Annotated in this window: 11 protein-coding genes; 7 read left to right on the top strand and 4 right to left on the bottom strand. The window is 70.6% G+C overall.

From position 1 onward, the window contains the following. Positions 1–15: 15 nt before the first annotated feature. Positions 16–3,378, bottom strand: coding sequence for a S8 family serine peptidase (locus tag AB0F98_RS19025; protein ID WP_357736938.1), 3,363 nt, complete (start codon positions 3,376–3,378; stop codon positions 16–18). Positions 3,379–3,676: 298 nt separating this feature from the next. After that, positions 3,677–4,666 carry a helix-turn-helix domain-containing protein gene (locus AB0F98_RS19020; RefSeq protein WP_357736935.1) on the bottom strand — a complete coding sequence of 330 codons (990 nt, stop codon included), beginning with the start codon at positions 4,664–4,666 and terminating at the stop codon, positions 3,677–3,679. A 184-nt stretch (positions 4,667–4,850) separates the two neighbouring features. Here AB0F98_RS19020 and AB0F98_RS19015 point away from each other — a divergent pair, with 184 nt between their 5' ends. Then, positions 4,851–9,125: a carboxypeptidase regulatory-like domain-containing protein gene (locus tag AB0F98_RS19015; RefSeq protein ID WP_357736932.1), complete on the top strand. Its 4,275-nt coding sequence runs from the start codon at positions 4,851–4,853 to the stop codon at positions 9,123–9,125. 716 nt (positions 9,126–9,841) lie between these two features. Here AB0F98_RS19015 and AB0F98_RS19010 read toward each other — a convergent pair. Next, positions 9,842–10,411, bottom strand: coding sequence for a helix-turn-helix domain-containing protein (locus tag AB0F98_RS19010; protein ID WP_357736929.1), 570 nt, complete (start codon positions 10,409–10,411; stop codon positions 9,842–9,844). 101 nt (positions 10,412–10,512) lie between these two features. Between AB0F98_RS19010 and AB0F98_RS19005 the strand changes: the two genes are divergently transcribed. From AB0F98_RS19005 to coaD, 3 genes are all read left to right on the top strand, one after another. Beyond that, complete coding sequence (locus AB0F98_RS19005) at positions 10,513–11,478, top strand: zinc-dependent alcohol dehydrogenase family protein (protein ID WP_357736926.1); 966 nt, start codon at positions 10,513–10,515, stop codon at positions 11,476–11,478. Positions 11,479–11,587: 109 nt separating this feature from the next. Then, positions 11,588–11,938, top strand: a complete 351-nt coding sequence (locus tag AB0F98_RS19000; RefSeq protein WP_357736923.1) for a hypothetical protein — start codon at positions 11,588–11,590, stop codon at positions 11,936–11,938. A gap of 80 nt (positions 11,939–12,018) precedes the next feature. Next, a complete protein-coding gene (gene coaD, locus AB0F98_RS18995; RefSeq protein ID WP_357736920.1) occupies positions 12,019–12,423 on the top strand; it encodes a pantetheine-phosphate adenylyltransferase in 405 nt (134 codons plus the stop codon). Between the two features lie 63 nt (positions 12,424–12,486). Here the strand turns inward: coaD and AB0F98_RS18990 are convergent, their stop codons facing one another. Next, positions 12,487–12,864 carry a MerR family transcriptional regulator gene (locus AB0F98_RS18990; protein ID WP_357736917.1) on the bottom strand — a complete coding sequence of 126 codons (378 nt, stop codon included), beginning with the start codon at positions 12,862–12,864 and terminating at the stop codon, positions 12,487–12,489. A gap of 112 nt (positions 12,865–12,976) precedes the next feature. Here AB0F98_RS18990 and AB0F98_RS18985 point away from each other — a divergent pair, with 112 nt between their 5' ends. The 3 genes from AB0F98_RS18985 (at position 12,977) to AB0F98_RS18975 (ending at position 15,655) form a co-directional block, all read left to right on the top strand. Beyond that, positions 12,977–13,684 (top strand): SDR family oxidoreductase, encoded by a 708-nt coding sequence (locus AB0F98_RS18985; RefSeq protein WP_357736914.1) that lies wholly within the window; start codon positions 12,977–12,979, stop codon positions 13,682–13,684. A 242-nt stretch (positions 13,685–13,926) separates the two neighbouring features. After that, positions 13,927–14,496, top strand: a complete 570-nt coding sequence (locus AB0F98_RS18980) for a TetR family transcriptional regulator (protein WP_357736908.1) — start codon at positions 13,927–13,929, stop codon at positions 14,494–14,496. A 229-nt stretch (positions 14,497–14,725) separates the two neighbouring features. Next, positions 14,726–15,655 (top strand): NADP-dependent oxidoreductase, encoded by a 930-nt coding sequence (locus AB0F98_RS18975; RefSeq protein ID WP_357736905.1) that lies wholly within the window; start codon positions 14,726–14,728, stop codon positions 15,653–15,655. The last annotated feature ends 9 nt before the right edge of the window (positions 15,656–15,664 follow it).

The raw sequence follows: 15,664 nt of genomic DNA, 5'->3' as shown, positions 1-15,664 counted from the left end.
GCGCGTGCCCGGGGATCAGGAGATGGCGTACGCCCGGATCACGGTCTGGGTGACCGTGTTCCCGGCGGCGTCATCCGCCTGCACCCGCAGCGACACGAACCCGGCGGCCTTCGGGTGGCTCACCTTCACGACACGGTGGTCACCTGAGCCCGTGACAACCGCCCGCCGCCAGGTCTGCCCGTCGTCGTACGACACCTCCACGGACATCCGCTTCGTGGGCCCGGTCGAGGCGCCTGGCTGTCGCTTCACCGTCAACGGGATGTCGAAGCGTCGACCCGCCGGTGCCTCGTTCAGCTCGTTCAGCCGCGGGCTGAGCCGCACCGTGGACAGCGGCAACCGCTGCGGCGTCTTCCCGTCCACGTGCCCGGAGCGGAACGTCCATACCCCCGACACGCTGGTCGACAAGTTGCTCGGTTCGGCCCGGGTCGCCGATGCCTCCAGCCGGTAGGTCGCCGGCCCGGCCGGCACCTCGAACTGCCCGACCGGCTTGTCGACGGAGCCGAGCAGCGTGTCGCCGCGGTAGAGGGCGATGCGGGTGGCGGAGACATTCGAGTTGCCGGGCCGACCGGTGCCGTCGGCGAACATCGGCACTCCGGCCTGGATCATGTCGCCGGTGCGGGTCACCCAGTCGGCGGGCCCGTTCGGGCTGGTCAACGACGGGCCGAACACCGCCTGGTTCCACGACTGCCGGTACGTGCGCCCGCCGAGGTACGCCTGCCACGGCTGGTTCGACTGGTACATCGTCGCCGGGTAGGTGCTGCCCTCCGGCATCGCCCGGTGCATGAACGTAGAACTCCACCCCACCCCACCGTCGGTGTTGACGTATTCGGTACGGCGGAACGGCAGGTCGAACGGGACGTACACGGTCCAGTAGGTGTCGCTGGGCGCGAGCCGACCGCCGTTGGCTTCGACGCCGTCCTCTCCGGGCATTCCGGTGCTGGCGTACGTCGACTCGATGCTGGCCAGATCGGTCGGCTTCGGTGCCTTGGTGAGGCCGTCGAACATGCCGCCCTGGTCGATCCACACCAGGTCGTACACGTACGGACTGTTGCGGATCGTGCCGCCGGTCGAGGCGGCGAACGATGCCCCGATCGTGCTCTTGAACTCCGGGGCGGGCTCGTCCGGCCCGACCTGTCCGACGTAGTTCCCGGCGAAGGCGGCCGGCGTGCTGAGCGCGACGGCGCCCTTGCCGGGGCCGGCGGACCAGGTCGCGTTGATCGCGATCAGGGTCGGCACCGCATCGGCCTTCGGCACGGTGACCGAGATCGGCTTGGCCAGTCGGGCGTCCAGTTGGATCGTGAGGGGGCGGTCGACGACGAATGCGGGCTGCACGAGCATGGTGGAGGAGTAGCGCGTCGGGTCGGTGTCCGGACCGTTGATCCAGCTGTACAACCCGTACCGCCCGCTGGGCAGATGCAGCACCGGCGTGGGGTTGGTCGTCCACTCGTAGATGACCTCGTAGGTGTCCAGGTTGACGATCGAGGTGTACCGGGTCGTCGCCGCAGCCCCGTTGCGTCCGGTGTGCACCAGGGTCACGTCGTAGCCTTCGCTCTCCCGGTCGACGGCGAACGGCGTCTGGACCTGTACGCCGCCGGCCGCGCTGGCGGACAGGTAGCCGGTCCAGTAGCCGTCCGGCCCGTCGACGGCCGTGTCGGCGGTGAGCGTGGTCGACGCGGTGCCGCCCGCGGGCACGGTCAGGCTGGTGGCGCCCGTGGTGAAGGCGCTTGCCGGTACGCCTGCCGCGGTCTGCACGCTCAGTGACAGCGTCACCGGGTCCGGGCCGTCGTTGCGGTAGGTGACGGTCTTGACGATGGGCGCGTCGTCGGCGTGCGGCCAGGGCTGGCGGCCGAAGCTGACGCTGCCCTCCTGGGTGGCCACCGTCTGGCTGATCACCCGCGCCACGTCGACCCGACCTGCGCCCTGCCCGAGGACTGTCATTCCCGTGGTGGGCTTGGCCGCCGCCATCAGGGCGGTCTTGCGCTGCTGCGCCGACCAGCCGGGGTGCGCCTGGGTCAGGATCGCGGCGGCGCCCGCGACGTGCGGCGTCGCCATCGAGGTGCCGGACATGGTCGTGTAACCGGCGACCGGCGCTGGCGTGCCGCCGGCGCCGTGCACGGCCTGGGCCGCAACGATGTTCACGCCCGGCGCCGCGATGTCGGGCTTGACCGCGTGGTCGCCGACGCGCGGGCCCCGGCTCGAGAAGGAGGCGAGCTGATCGTTGCTGTCGACCGCGGCGACGGCGAGGGCGGCGTCCGCGCTGGCCGGCGAGCCGACGGGAGTCGCGGTGCCCTCGTTGCCGGCGGCGATCACGAACAGGGTGCCGTACTGGGCGGTGAGGTCGTTGACGGCCTGCTCAAGTGGGTCGATGCCGGCGGTGTCGCCGCCACCCAGGCTCATGTTGATGATCTGCGCCCGCGGGGCCGCCCACGCCATGCCCGCCAGGACGTCGGATTCCGTGCAGGATCTGTCGCCGCAGATCTTGCCGATGAGCAGCTTGGCTCCCGGCGCGACACCCTTGTACCGGCCGCCCGAGGCGGCGCCGGTGCCCGCGATCGTCGACGCGACGTGGGTGCCGTGCCCCACCGTGTCGTCCGTGCTGGGCGTGCTGGTGAAGTTCTGCATGCCCACGATCTGTCCCGCCAGGTCGGGATGGGTGGCGTCCACGCCGGTGTCGAGGACCGCGACGGTCGTGCCGGTCCCGTCCAGGCCCGCCTGCCAGGCCGTCGGCGCACCGATCTGCGGCACGCTCACGTCCAGGTCGATCGTGCGCTTGCCGTCCAGCCAGACCCGGTCGACCCCGGTGGACAGCGTGCGGGCGGTCGCCGTACCGCCCGTCAGCGACTGCCACAGCTTCGCCCGGTCGGCGCGGTCGGCGCGGACCGCGAAGGCGCCGATGCTGGGCAGGTCCCGCACCACCCGGGCGCCGGCGACGGTCGAAGCCGTACGCGCGGCGGCTTCCTTCTTCGTGCCTGAGGCCGGGTACGACACGAGCAGCGGAAGTTCACCGGACCGGTCGTCGTAGCCGAACTCGGCCAGCGTCGTCAGGTCGAACAGCCGTCGGTCGAGCCGGCCGTCCTGTAGCAGCGGCAACGCGTCGACCGGGATGACGTACTGGTGGTCGTCGATCGTCTGGCTCACGAAGTCGGTACCGGCGCGGCCGGGTCCGCGCTCGACGGCCGTCCCGCCGTGACCGTCGGTGATGACCCGGTCCCCGGTGATCAGGGTGATCGTCGTGGCGGCTCCGGCCGGGGCCGCCGTCGGTGGCGTGCCGGCCGGAGCCGCGTCTGCGGTGGGGGCGCCGGTGCCCGTCACGGCGACTGCGGCGACGCCCAGCAGCAGGGAGCCCAGTAGCAGGCTTGGTAACCTTCGTCGACGCATACGCCGCACTCCTCAAGATCGTCTGTCCGTCCGGATTGGACGATGCGTCTCGATGGCGTCCGAATGCCTGTCGGGCGGCCATCGAAACAATCACGATCTTGATCATTGATGATGATCTCGTCAACCGGCTTGTGCCGCGGCAGCCGCCGATCGCCTCGAACCGTTCCCGGTCGGCCGAGCCGGCCGATCGTCGGCGAGGCCACCCGTCGAGGCCACGGCGACGGACCGGCGCTGGCAGCGCTGTGCCGAATCCTGCCTCCGATGTCCCGACAGGTTGATTCCTACCTGCCGGGCCGGGTCAGAGCAGGCCGCGGCGGACCGCGCGGACCCCGGCCTGGAACCGGCCGGTGGCGTCGAGGTCGTCGAGCAGAGCGGCGATCCGGCGGCGGACAGTCCGCGGGCTCACCCTGAGGTGACGGGCGATCGACTCGTCCTTCATCCCCGCGTTGAGCAGGTCGATGAGCTTGCTCGTGTCGGCGTCGCGCGCGTCTTGCCGGCCCGACCCGAACCGGATGGGGCTCGCGTGCGACCACAGTTGCTCGAAGATGGCCTGGAGACCGTCGGTCAGCGCCGAACGAGCCGCCACGACCGAAAGGGTTTCCGGCGCGGTCTCTTCGCCGGCGAGAAGCACCACGGCGGTCTCCCGGTCGACCACCAGCAGCTTCATGGGTACCTGCGGCAGTGTTCGGGCCTCCTCGCCGTTGTCGACCATCCACTGGATGCGGGCGACCAGCGCCGGTTCGTCGAGGACCTGGCTGGCGTACAGCGAGCGGAAGCGGACGCCTCGTTGCAGCAGACCGAGTTCGGCATCACTGATGGGGGTGCTGTTCGGCGCGACGTACGGCGGGGTGTCGATCCCGACCACCTCTGTCCTCGCCGAGCCGAGCAGGTCGTGAATGCGGCTCGCGGTCGCCGTACGTCCCTCGACCACCTCGAAGAGTCGTCGTGGTTCGGTACGCATCAGTCCGGCGGCGAAGACCCGGGACAGCTCGTACGACGCGGCCTCGAGCCGGTCCAGGGCGTGCCGGCGATCCCGCACCAACGCGGCCAAGCCGGCGAGCGGATCCACGGCCTGGTACCGGCCGTCGATCTCGGTGTCGCGGCGGATCAGGCCCAACGAGGCCAGACGGTCCAGCGCGGCGCGTACCTGCGAGGTAGAACACCGCAGCGCGTCGGCGTGCGAATCGGCGTCCGCCCTCGGGTCGAGCAGGAGCCGCCGATACACCTGTTGGTCCAGGTCGGATAATCCGACCAGGTCCCATGCTCCCCGCTCCCCGTCGTCCAGCACAGCGTGAGCATAGGCCCGTGCGTCCGGAACGGGCACCTGGCCGAATCGGGCACCGTTGCGTGCCATCACGCTGTTAATGTCTCGCCGCCGGTGATCAAGATGCATGGAGTGCATGTGGGATCCCCTCGCGGCGACGCATGACGACCGTGACGTTCGGTGCCGGCACGATTGAGGAGGAGCAATCATGTCGCGTCGTTCGTTACGCGCGCTCGCGGTGGCCGCCGTGGCTGCCTGCACACTGATCACCCAGGGTGCTACGGGCGTGGCCCACGCGGCTCCGCTGACCACGACATCCACAGATCCCGTCACCACCGCGACCGGCTCTGGCCCGTCCGGCGAGTGGCGGGTCGAGCGAGTGTGCAGCGGACCCGTGCAGGTGGGGTACGCGCAGTGCAATTCGATCCGCCGCATCCCGCCGACGGCCCCCGCACAGCCGTCGGCGCCGTCCCGGCAGGCCAGCGCCGACGACCCGGTCTACGGGTACGGGCCCGCCGACCTCGCCTCCGCGTACAACCTGCCGGCGGCGGGCGGTGACGGCATCACCGTCGCGGTCGTGGCCGCCTTCGACAACCCGACGGCTGAGGCGGACCTCGCGGTCTACCGGGCGCACTGGGGCCTGCCCCCATGCACCACCGACAACGGCTGCTTCACGAAGATCGACCAACGCGGCGGCCACGACTACCCCATCCCCGACGAGTCGTGGGCCGGCGAGATCTCGCTCGACCTCGACACCGTGTCGGCGGTGTGCCCGCGCTGTCACCTCCTGCTGGTGGAGGCCGACAGCAACTCGGTCGCAGACCTGGGCCAGGCCGTCGACCGGGCGGTCGCCAGCGGCGCGCAGGTGGTGTCGAACTCCTACGGCGGCCCCGAACACGCCGACGTGAGCTCCACCTACGGGAAGCACTACCAGCACCCGGGCGTGGCGATCGTGGCCGCCTCCGGCGACTACGGGTACGGCATGTCTTTCCCGGCCTCGTCACCGCATGTGACGGCCGTCGGCGGCACCACGCTCACCCCCGACGACACCACCAGCCGCGGCTGGACCGAGCAGGTGTGGGACAACTACTCCGGCGCACCGGGCAGCGGATGCTCCACGGTCGAGCCAAAGCCCTACTTCCAGGCCGACGCCGGATGCCCCGGCCGTACCGTCGCCGACGTGTCCGCCCTCGCCGACCCGCTCCACGGTCTGGCCGTCTACCAGAGCTTCGGCGGCTACGGCTGGGCGCAGGCCGGCGGCACGAGCCTGTCCGCCCCGATCATCGCCGGCGTCTACGCCCTCGCCGGCCGGACACCAGCCGGCGACACACCGAACTGGTACCCCTACGCCGCGTCCGCCGGCAGCCTCAACGACATCACCACGGGCCGGAACGGCAACTGCGACCCGGCAGCGGCGTACCTGTGCACCGCCGGTGAAGGCTTCGACGGCCCGACGGGCCTCGGCACGCCGAACGGTGTCGCCGCGTTCCGGGCACCCGGTCCGCACGGCCACCTCGCCGGCACCGTGACCGACGCGACCAGCCACGCGCCGATCGCGAACGCCACCGTCACGGTGAGCGGCGGCGGCCGCAGCGTCACCGCCACCACCGACGCCGCCGGGCGGTACGACGTCACGGAATCCGTCGGCACGTTCACCGTGGCGGTCGCCGCGTTCGGCTACGCCGGCGTGACCCGTGACGTCGAGGTCACCGACGGGCAGACCTCCACGGTGAATCTCGCGCTGCACGCCAAGCCCCAGGTCACCCTCTCCGGCACGGTGAAAGATGGTTCCGGGCACGGCTGGCCGCTGTACGCCACGGTGTCCGCACCCGGCACGCCGCTGCCGGCCGTGCGCACCGATCCGTTCACCGGCCGCTACCAGATGCGGGTGCCCGTAGAGTCCGCCCTGACCCTGAACGTGCGGGCCGATCCGGCCGGGTACCGCACCACCGACGCGCAGATCACCGTCGACGCCACCGATGTCGGCCGGGACTTCGCGGTGCCGGTGGACGACGAGATCTGCGGGGCCGCCGGCTACCAGCACAACTACGCCGGCCTGCCCGCCGAAGCGTTCGACTTCACCGGCGTGCCGACCGGCTGGCGGGTCGACAACGCGACCGAGAACGGCGGGTGGGAGTTCAACCGGGGCACGGTGATCCCGCGCACCAACGAGACGACGGGCAGCGGGAACTTCGCCCTCATCGACACCCAGTTCCAGGACCGCAAGGACACCACGCTCACCACGCCGCCGGTCGACCTCACCGACGTCGACCATCCCGTCGTCGGGCTGCGCACCCGCTTCGTCGGGTACCTGCCGACCCAATCGGCCGAGGTACGCGTCTCTATCGACGGCGGTGCCACCTGGTCGACGATCTGGAAGCAGGACGCGCTGGCCATCATCAACGGGCCCCTGGCCCTGCCGATCCCGCAGGCCGCGCACCGCGGCGGGGTGCTGGTGCAGTTCCACTACGCGGGACAGTTCGCCCGCTACTGGGAACTCGACGACGTTTACGTCGGCGAACGGACCTGTGACCCGGTGGCCGGCGGGATCATCGCCGGACGGGTCCTCGACGCGAACACCGGCGACGGCGTCGACGGGGCCACCGTGACGTCGGCCGCCCACCCGGATTCGCAGGCCACGTCGGTGGCCACACCCGACGACGACAGCCTCGGCGACGGCTACTTCGCCCTGTTCGGGCAGGGGGTAGGCGACCAGAAGTTCACCGTGTCGGCCCGTAACCGGGTCAGCGAAACCCGATCGGTGCACGTCTCGGCCGACACGGTCACCCGGGCCGACTTCTCGCTGGCCGCCGCGGCGCTCACCGTCGACCGTTCGACCGTGACACGTGACGTGCGGCTCGGCGAGAGCGGGCAGGCGTCGTTCACCGTCACCAACTCCGGTTCGGCCCAGGCGCGCGTCTCCCTCGTGGAGCAGCCCGGCGGCTTCGCCCCGGTCGCCGCACGGGTCGCCGCCGCCGCGGCGGTGCCGGCGCGGCGGGTCCCCGGCGGCGCCACCGGTGCCCGGCGTACCACCGGCGGGCAGCGCGTCACCTCCCCGGCGACTGTCACCTCCCCGGCGGCGATGGGCGCCTCGACGGCGTCCGACGCTCCGGCGTGGGCGCCGATGGCCGACCACCCGGGCGGCCCGATCATGGACCACGCGATGGCCCGCGGCGACGACGGCAAGGTCTACGTCGTCGGTGGCACGGCCGACGGCTACGGACCCACCGCGAGGGGCTACGTCTACGACCCGGTCCGGCTGCTGTGGTCCCCGCTGCCGAACCTGCCGGTGCCCGTACAGCGACCGGTGGCGGCGTTCCTCGCCGGCCGGCTCGTCGTCGCCGGCGGCTGGGGCCCGCTGGACGCGGTCACCGACGTGCAGATCTACGACCCGGCCACCGGGGCGTGGACGCGCGGCGCACCGATGCCCGCACCGCGCGCCGCCGCCGGCGGCGCCGTGCTCGACGGCCTGCTGTACGTGGTTTCCGGCTGCACCGTCGGCGACTGCATGCCCGCCACCACCACCGTCTTCGCCTACGACCCGGTACGCGACCGGTGGGGCAGCCGGGCGGACTACCCGGCGAGCGAGGCGTTCATGTCCTGCGGCGGACTGGCCGGGCGGGTCACCTGCGCCGGAGGTGTGGACCTCACGACCGGCGACGGGTCGGCCGCCACCTACTCGTACGACCCTCGCACGGACGAGTGGACCCGCGCCGCCGACCTACCGACCGGCTGGTGGGGCGCCGCGTCGACGGTCGCCAACGGGCAACTGCTGCTCAGCGGCGGCGTCGCCGGCGGCACGGGCCCGACATCGTCGGTCACCAACGAGGGGCACGCGTACGATCCGGTGGCCGGGGAATGGCACGCCCTGCCGAACGCGCCCGCGCCGTTCTACCGCGGCGCCGCCGCGTGTGGCGTGTACCGGGTCGGCGGGGCACGGCAGTACTTCGAGGCCACCGCCACCGCCCAGGAGCTGCCCGGATACGACATCTGCGGGCCGTCCGGCGACGTACCGTGGCTCTCCGAGAGCGACAGTGCCTTCACGCTCCGGCCCGGGCAGAGCAAGACCGTGACGCTCAAGCTGAACACCGGCGAGACGTCGACAGTGGACCAGCCGGGTGACTACCTGGCCGCGCTGGCGGTCCGGGTCGACGGCCCGGTGCAGCCCGCACCGGTCCAGGTCACCATGCACGTCGACCCGCCGAAGAGGTGGGGGCGGGTGAGCGGCACGGTCAGCGGTGCCGACTGCACCGGCTCCGTCGCACCGATCTCGCGCGCCACGGTCACGGTTCGGACGAAGCACTCCAGCACCACGCTGTGGGCCGACGAGGCCGGCAACTGGTCGTTCTGGGTCGACAAGCGGGACAGCCCGGTCACGCTGGTCTACTCGAAGGACGGATTCAGCAGCCTGACGAAGCGGGTCAAGGTGCGCTCCGGTAGCACGGTCAGCACCGACGTGGTCCTGCAGCCGGACCGCTGCTGAGCCTGAGGGCACGGGCGCGGGCACGGGCACGGGCCGGGTGGCGCTTCGGCGTCGACCGGCCCGTGCCTGTTTGGGTGCCTCATACCACGCGAACAGGCAGGTGGCTCGCGTCGAGTGGTGGGTGAACTCTCGGGCACGTCCGTACTGACCGCGCCCTGTTCCTCCACACCCTGATCAAACTTCTGCTGGCGGAGCAGCTCCCCACCGTCGGAACGCGCTGCGCTGCACCAGGCCGTCAACGAGGCCTACGACCGCGCCGGTATCTCCACCGACCCCGGCATCTGGCGCGGGCAAGCGCCAGTCCTCCGAACGTCGGCAGCCGGCCTGCATGCCTGATAATCGACCCCACGACCGGACAGGCACTGGCTCAGGAGACCTGGGTCGCGGACAGCCCGGCGAGCTGGACCGCGGTGATCGCCGCGCGATGGTCCGACGACGGTCTGCCGGAGGCGTCCTCCCTGCGGTGACAGCACCGAGGAAGTGAGGCGGTGCGGCGCGACCGGGCCGCACCGCCGCGTCCTTTGTCGGCTGCGGGCTGCTGTTTGGTTTTCGCCGAAACACGGTCCTGTGCCAAGAGGCCCGCCGATATCAGAGCCGATCTGCGCTGCTGCCTCGGCCTTGGGCAGCAGGAACTGAATGGGAAGAGCCAAACACCATTTCTTTCCCGCACGTGCCCGAAACCCGTCCGGACCACGGGGGATCGCGGGGAGTGCCGATCACGCGCGGAACGCCCGGATCGCGAGCGCGGCGAAGCGGCGGGAGGCAGCTATCCGGGCGTCTGCCGATGCGGCGTGCAGGCCGCCGTTCGCCGTGAGCACGAGGATGAGGTCGTCCAGGACGAAGTCGGGCCGCAACTGGCCGGTGTCCTTGGCGCGACGCGCGAGCTCGGCGAGCGAGCGGAGTGTGCGCTCGCGTTCCGCGGCGAGATCGATGGCGTGGGGGAAGGCCGAGGTGAACGCCGTGGTGATGCTGCGGTTTCGTGCCTGCAGCTCACAGAGCCGCTCGATCACGTGGCAGAAGCCGCGCCACGGATCCGGGTCGGCGAGCTCCTCCTCGGCGATGGTGCGGCACGCATGCATCTGCTCGGTGAAGGCCTCGGCGGCCAGCGCCTGCTTCGTGGGGAAGTGGCGGTACAGGGTGGCGGGTCCGACGCCGGCGCGCCGGGCTATCTCGCGCATCGGCACGTCCAGGCCTTCGGTGGCGAATACCGCCCGAGCCGCGTCGAGGATGCGCTCGCGATTGTCCAGGGCGTCCGAACGCAGCTTGTGAGGCAAATCGTCGGCCACTGTCTCACTATAGCTAAACGGACGCCGGCGTCCGCTACCGTTCCCGGACAAGCAGGGCCGCCGCACAGCGGCTCGTATCCAGCCCACGAAAAGGGACGACGGTGAAGGCAATCGCGATTGAGGAATTCGGACGCCCCGAAGGGCTCGCTCTTATCGACATCCCTGACCCGGCTCCCGCTCCCGGCCAGGTGCTGATCGCCACCGAGGCGATCGGAGTCGCAGGCGTCGACGTCATGATCCGAAGCGGCGCTCTCGCCGCCTACGGCTATCGAGAGGGACACATCCCCGGCGGCGAGGTCGCGGGGACGGTGACCGCGGTCGGCGACGGCGTCGACCCCGCATGGCTCGGGCAGCAGGTGTGGGCTTTCACCGGCACGGGCGGCGGCTACGCCGAGCAGGCCATCGCACCGGTCGCGGAGGTCGTCACCCTCCCGGCGGGTCTTTCCGCCGTCGACGCCGTAACGCTCGGCAGCGCCGGGGTCGTCGCCCACTTCGGTCTCGCTCACGCTCGTTTCTCGCCCGGGGAGGCCGTGCTGGTGCGCGGCGCGGCCGGCAGCATCGGGATCATGGTGGTCCAACTTGCCGCGCGCGGTGGTGCCGGCGCCGTGGCGGTCACCACCTCCTCCCCGGAACGTGGCCGTCGGCTGCGTGACCTCGGTGCGACCCACGTGCTGGACCGCTACGGAGAAGCAGGTCCGGACGAACCCGCGGGCTACGACGTGATCATCGACGTCGTGGCAGGTCAAGGCATGCCTTCGTTCTTCGACAGGCTCAACCCCAACGGCCGGCTCGTGGTCGTCGGCGCGGTCGGGGGCCAGCCGCCGGCCGACTTCGGTACGAGATTGATGGCCGCGTTCCAGAAGTCGATGTCCTTCGCCACGTTCAGCGCCGCGACGGTGGCTGAGCCCGCTCGACGCGCCGTGCGGATGGAACAGTTCGCCGCCGTACGTCGTGGCGAGCTCCAGACCGTTGTGCACGAGGTGCTGCCGTTGAAGCACGCCGTGGCGGCGCACCAGAAGATGGACGCCGGCGAGGTCTTCGGGAGGATCGTGCTGACCCCGAACTGACCAGCACTCGGGTCGGCGCGGCATGACGGCTCGGGATTCGTCGTCCAAGCGCGTCAGCTAGGAGCTGTCCGGCGGATCTTGTCTGGGCGGGGCTCGGTAGGTTGGCCGCATGCCTTCTGCACTTGTCGTCGGCTACGACCCGCAAGCGATACCGGGCGTCGACGCAGACGCACTTCGTGCGGCGCTCGATGCGGAGCTGGCCCGGTTCGGTGCGCACGGCATCGACGCGGCCATGATGCTGATCGTGCTCGACGAATCCGCCGAGTCCACACTCATCGCATCGTTGACCAGCCGGCCCTGGGATGTCGTGGTCGTCGGTGGCGGAATCCGCAAGGCCGAGCAACTGCTTCCGCTCTTCGAACAGGTCGTGAACCTGATCCGCCGCCACGCGCCCCAGGCCGCCATCGCGTTCAACACCAGTGGCGGGGACAGCGTCGAGGCAGCACAACGATGGCTCTGAAACCCGAGGAGCCGCACCCCGCCTACTTCCGGGGACGGCCAGAGCCACGTTCGACAGCACGCACCCCCGGTCACGTACGCGTGCGAGCGGTCTATCCCGGAACCTTCGATCCCTTCACTCCCGGGCACTTGAATGTGGTCGACCGGGCACGCGACCTCTTCGACGAAGTGGTCGTGCTCGTCGCGGTCAACAGCAACAAGCATCCGGGCGCCGACGAGGAGGAGCGAGCGGCGGCTGTTCGCGCCAGCCTGCCGGTCGAGTGGACCTCGGTCACCGTTGCGGCCTGGAGCGGGCTGACGTCCACCTACTGCCACCGCCATGACGTAGGAGTGATCGTCCGCGGCGTGCGTAACACCACCGACCTTCGCGCCGAGTACCAGCTCGCCGCGATGAACCAGTCGCTGGATGTCCCCACGGTGTTTCTGCCTGCGCAGCCTGAACTGGCCGCGGTGTCTTCGACCGCGGTGCGAACGCTGGGGGAGTGAGCCTCCTCCACGCAACCGGGCGAGCACCCTCTTGAGACTGCCGCTTCAAAATCGGTTCACGTACTACGCCGATGCGAGATCCACGTGGGTGCACCCGCTCGCTGGGCTTTCGCTGGACGTGATGACTGCGTCGAGTCGCTCCCTTGCGGCGGCGAGTTCGGAGATCCGCTGGTCGATGCGGTCCCGTTCGGCACGTAGCAGGGCGCGGGACGCCGGGGTGTTGACCTTCGCGTCGACGCAGGGCAGCAGGTCGAGGATCGTCTTGCTGGACAGGCCGGCGGCGTAGAGCGTCTGAATCAGGTGCACGCGGTCGGCGGCGTCGTCCGGGTACTGGCGTTGCCCGCCGCTGCTGCGCAGCGAGGTCAGCAACTGCTGCTCCTCGTAGTAACGCAATGCGCGCACCGACACGCCCGTCCTCGCGGCCAGTTCACCGATCCGCACGGCATGGCTCCTCTCCCGCGGGTGACCCCGACCACAGCTCTTGCCTCTCACGTCAACGTCAGATTTTAGCGTAGCTCGCGAACTGCCCATCCTTCCTGGCTGGAGGCAAGACATGAAGATCAATGGTTCGGTCGCGCTGGTCACCGGCGCAAACCGGGGCATCGGCCGGCACTTCGCGCGGCAACTGCTCGAGCGCGGCGCGGCGAAGGTCTACGCGACGGCCCGCAATCCGGAGCGGATCGATATCCCTGGCGTGGAGGCCGTCCGGCTCGACATCACCGACCCGTCGCAGGTCGCCGCCGCAGCGGCGATCGCCTCCGATGTCACCCTGCTGATCAACAACGCCGGGGTCGCCACCTGGACCAACCTGGTCACCGGCGACCTGGCCAACATTCGGCTGGAAATGGACACCAACTTCTACGGAACGCTCAACATGGTGCGGGCCTTCGCTCCGGTACTCGGCGGCAACGGTGGTGGCACCATCCTCAACGTCCTGTCCGCGGCGTCGTGGTTCTCGCACGACGGGGCCAACGCCTACGGCACCGCGAAGGCCGCGGCCTGGAGCCTCACCAACGGCATCCGACTCGAACTGGCCGGCCAGGGCACCCTGGTGACCGGCCTGCACCTGGGTGCCGCCGACACCGAGATGATGGCCAGCTACGACGGCGACAAGGGCGATCCCGCCGATGTCGTCCGTGCCGCCCTGGACGGCGTCGAGGCCGACAAGCTGGAGGTCATCGCCGACGACTGGAGCGCCCACGTCAAGGCGTCGTTGGCCGCCGACCCGAGCACCTTCTACACCGACCTCGGTCGCAGCTGACGGCCAGCGCGGGGGCGGGCGAGCGCTGACCGGAGCAGCTGACCAACTTCGGGATCCCCGCCCCCGGCAGTCGGCCGTGAGCAACACCAGCGGTGCGCCAACCGCCTTCCACCGGGGCGTGGTGGTGGCTGCCGCCCGACCGCCCGGGCCTGGACGATCGCCGCGGGCCGCCGGGCCTGACCTCGGCGCCGGGGACGTACGATGTCTCTGGATGTCGTCACTGCTGAGGCGGACAGGGGATCATGGCGCGTTGGGAGCCCGGGGCGCAGGCGCGGCTGCAGAGTGCGGCGCTTGAGCTGATCGCGCGGCAGGGGTTCGAACGGACGACAGCGGCAGAGATCGCGGAAGCCGTCGGGCTGAATCGGCGTACGTTCTTCCGGCATTTTCCTGACAAGCGGGACGTGTTGTTCTCCGGGCAGGCGGAGCTCGAGGCCGCCTTGGTTGCCGGGGTCGAGCAGGCGCCGGAGGGTGAGTCGCCGATGGGCCTGGTGGGTTTGGCCCTGGCCCGCGCGGCCGACCTGTTCGTGAACGTGCCGCGGGAACGGGCACGGGCCAACCAGGCGATCATCGACGCGGAGCCGGCGTTGCGGGAACGCCAGCGCCAGAAGTACGCCGACCTGGCCCGACGCCTCGGTGAAGCCCTGCGGGACCGGGGTGTCGGCGACCTTGCGGCTATGCTGGCGGCGGAGTCCGCCGCCAGCGTCTTCACGCTGGCGTTCGCGCAGTGGCTGGCCGACGGCGAGCCGCGATCCCTGTCGCTGATCATCGCCGAGACCCTCGCCGAGCTGCGTGCGCTCTACGTCCCGCGCTGACACCCTTCCGTCTGACGCCTCTCAGGGACGTCGCAAGGCCCGGGTGCATGCTGCCTGCGATCAGAGGGTAAGTGCTCGTCGCGCGGTCCGTGAACAGCGCAGACGGCATTTTCGTTGGCAGGTATGAAGGTTCGGCCGCGTCCTCATACGCGCACCGCGATGTCACTTGGTGACATGACAGTGCTATGGTTATGTCTCCGAGAGACATCGAGGTGGGGAGGATGGCGCCGTGAAGCGCATCCAGTATCACGAGTACGGTGGCCCCGAGGTCATGCGGCTGGAGGACTTCGAGCCAGCACTGCCAGGCAAGGGTGAGGTCCTGGTCCGCGTGCGGGCGGCGGCGGTGAACCCGATGGACGCGGGCATCCGCCGCGGCAGGCTGAAGATGGTGACTGGACGGAAGTTTCCGCGCGCCCTCGGGCACGACTTCTCCGGCGTCGTGGAGGCGGTCGGCGAAGGCGTCACCCGGTTCCGCGTCGGCGACGAGGTTCTCGGCGGGGCGAGCATCAAGGGGGCGGGGGCTTTCGCCGAGATGGTCGTCGCCGAGGAGAAGGCCGTCGCGAAGAAGCCGGCGAACATCTCCTGGGAAGAGGCCGCCGCGCTCCCGACGCCCGCGGTCACCGCCTACCAGGCGCTGGTCAACAAGGGCAAAGTGAAGGCCGGCCAGTTCGTCTTCGTCGCCGGTGCTCTCGGCGGGGTCGGCCGGTCCGCCGTCCAGCTCGCCTTGATGATGGGCGCCTCCGTCGGCGGCAGTTGCCGCGGAACCGCCGTGCAGGAGGCACGCGACCTCGGCATCTCCCCGATCGTCGAGTTCGATTTCGATCCGGCGAAACTCGCGGGGCGGTTCGACGTCGTCCTCGACGCCTCCGGCAAGCTGCCGCTCGAGTCGGCGAAGACGTTGGTGAAGCCCGGTGGCCACATCGTCGACATCCACCCCGCTCCCGCGAAGTTCGCGCGGGCGGCCCTGCCCGGGCCGTACGAGGTGCTGGTCACCAAGGCGGTCCCCGCCGACCTCGAACAAGTCGTGCGGGCCGCCGAGAGGGGGGCGCTACGGATGCCGATCGCCGGCATCGTGCCGCTCGGCGAGGCGATCCCGGCGCTCACCGAGTTCGAACGCCGGAGCGGGCCCAAGCGCGGCAAGCTGATCATAACGACCTGACGACGAGGG

Source organism: Micromonospora sp. NPDC023737, assembly GCF_040639715.1.
Taxonomy (GTDB): Bacteria; Actinomycetota; Actinomycetes; order Mycobacteriales; family Micromonosporaceae; genus Micromonospora.
Note: the sequence above shows the minus strand (reverse complement) of the source record. Positions and strands in the feature narration are given on the sequence as shown.

Bases quoted from the DNA above. Each gene is read 5' to 3' on its own strand.
- AB0F98_RS19025 (WP_357736938.1), bottom strand. From the start codon at position 3,378: ATGCGTCGACGAAGGTTACCAAGCCTGCTACTGGGCTCCCTGCTGCTG.
- AB0F98_RS19015 (WP_357736932.1), top strand. From the start codon at position 4,851: ATGTCGCGTCGTTCGTTACGCGCGCTCGCGGTGGCCGCCGTGGCTGCC.
- AB0F98_RS19000 (WP_357736923.1), top strand. From the start codon at position 11,588: ATGCCTTCTGCACTTGTCGTCGGCTACGACCCGCAAGCGATACCGGGC.
- AB0F98_RS18985 (WP_357736914.1), top strand. From the start codon at position 12,977: ATGAAGATCAATGGTTCGGTCGCGCTGGTCACCGGCGCAAACCGGGGC.
- AB0F98_RS18980 (WP_357736908.1), top strand. From the start codon at position 13,927: ATGGCGCGTTGGGAGCCCGGGGCGCAGGCGCGGCTGCAGAGTGCGGCG.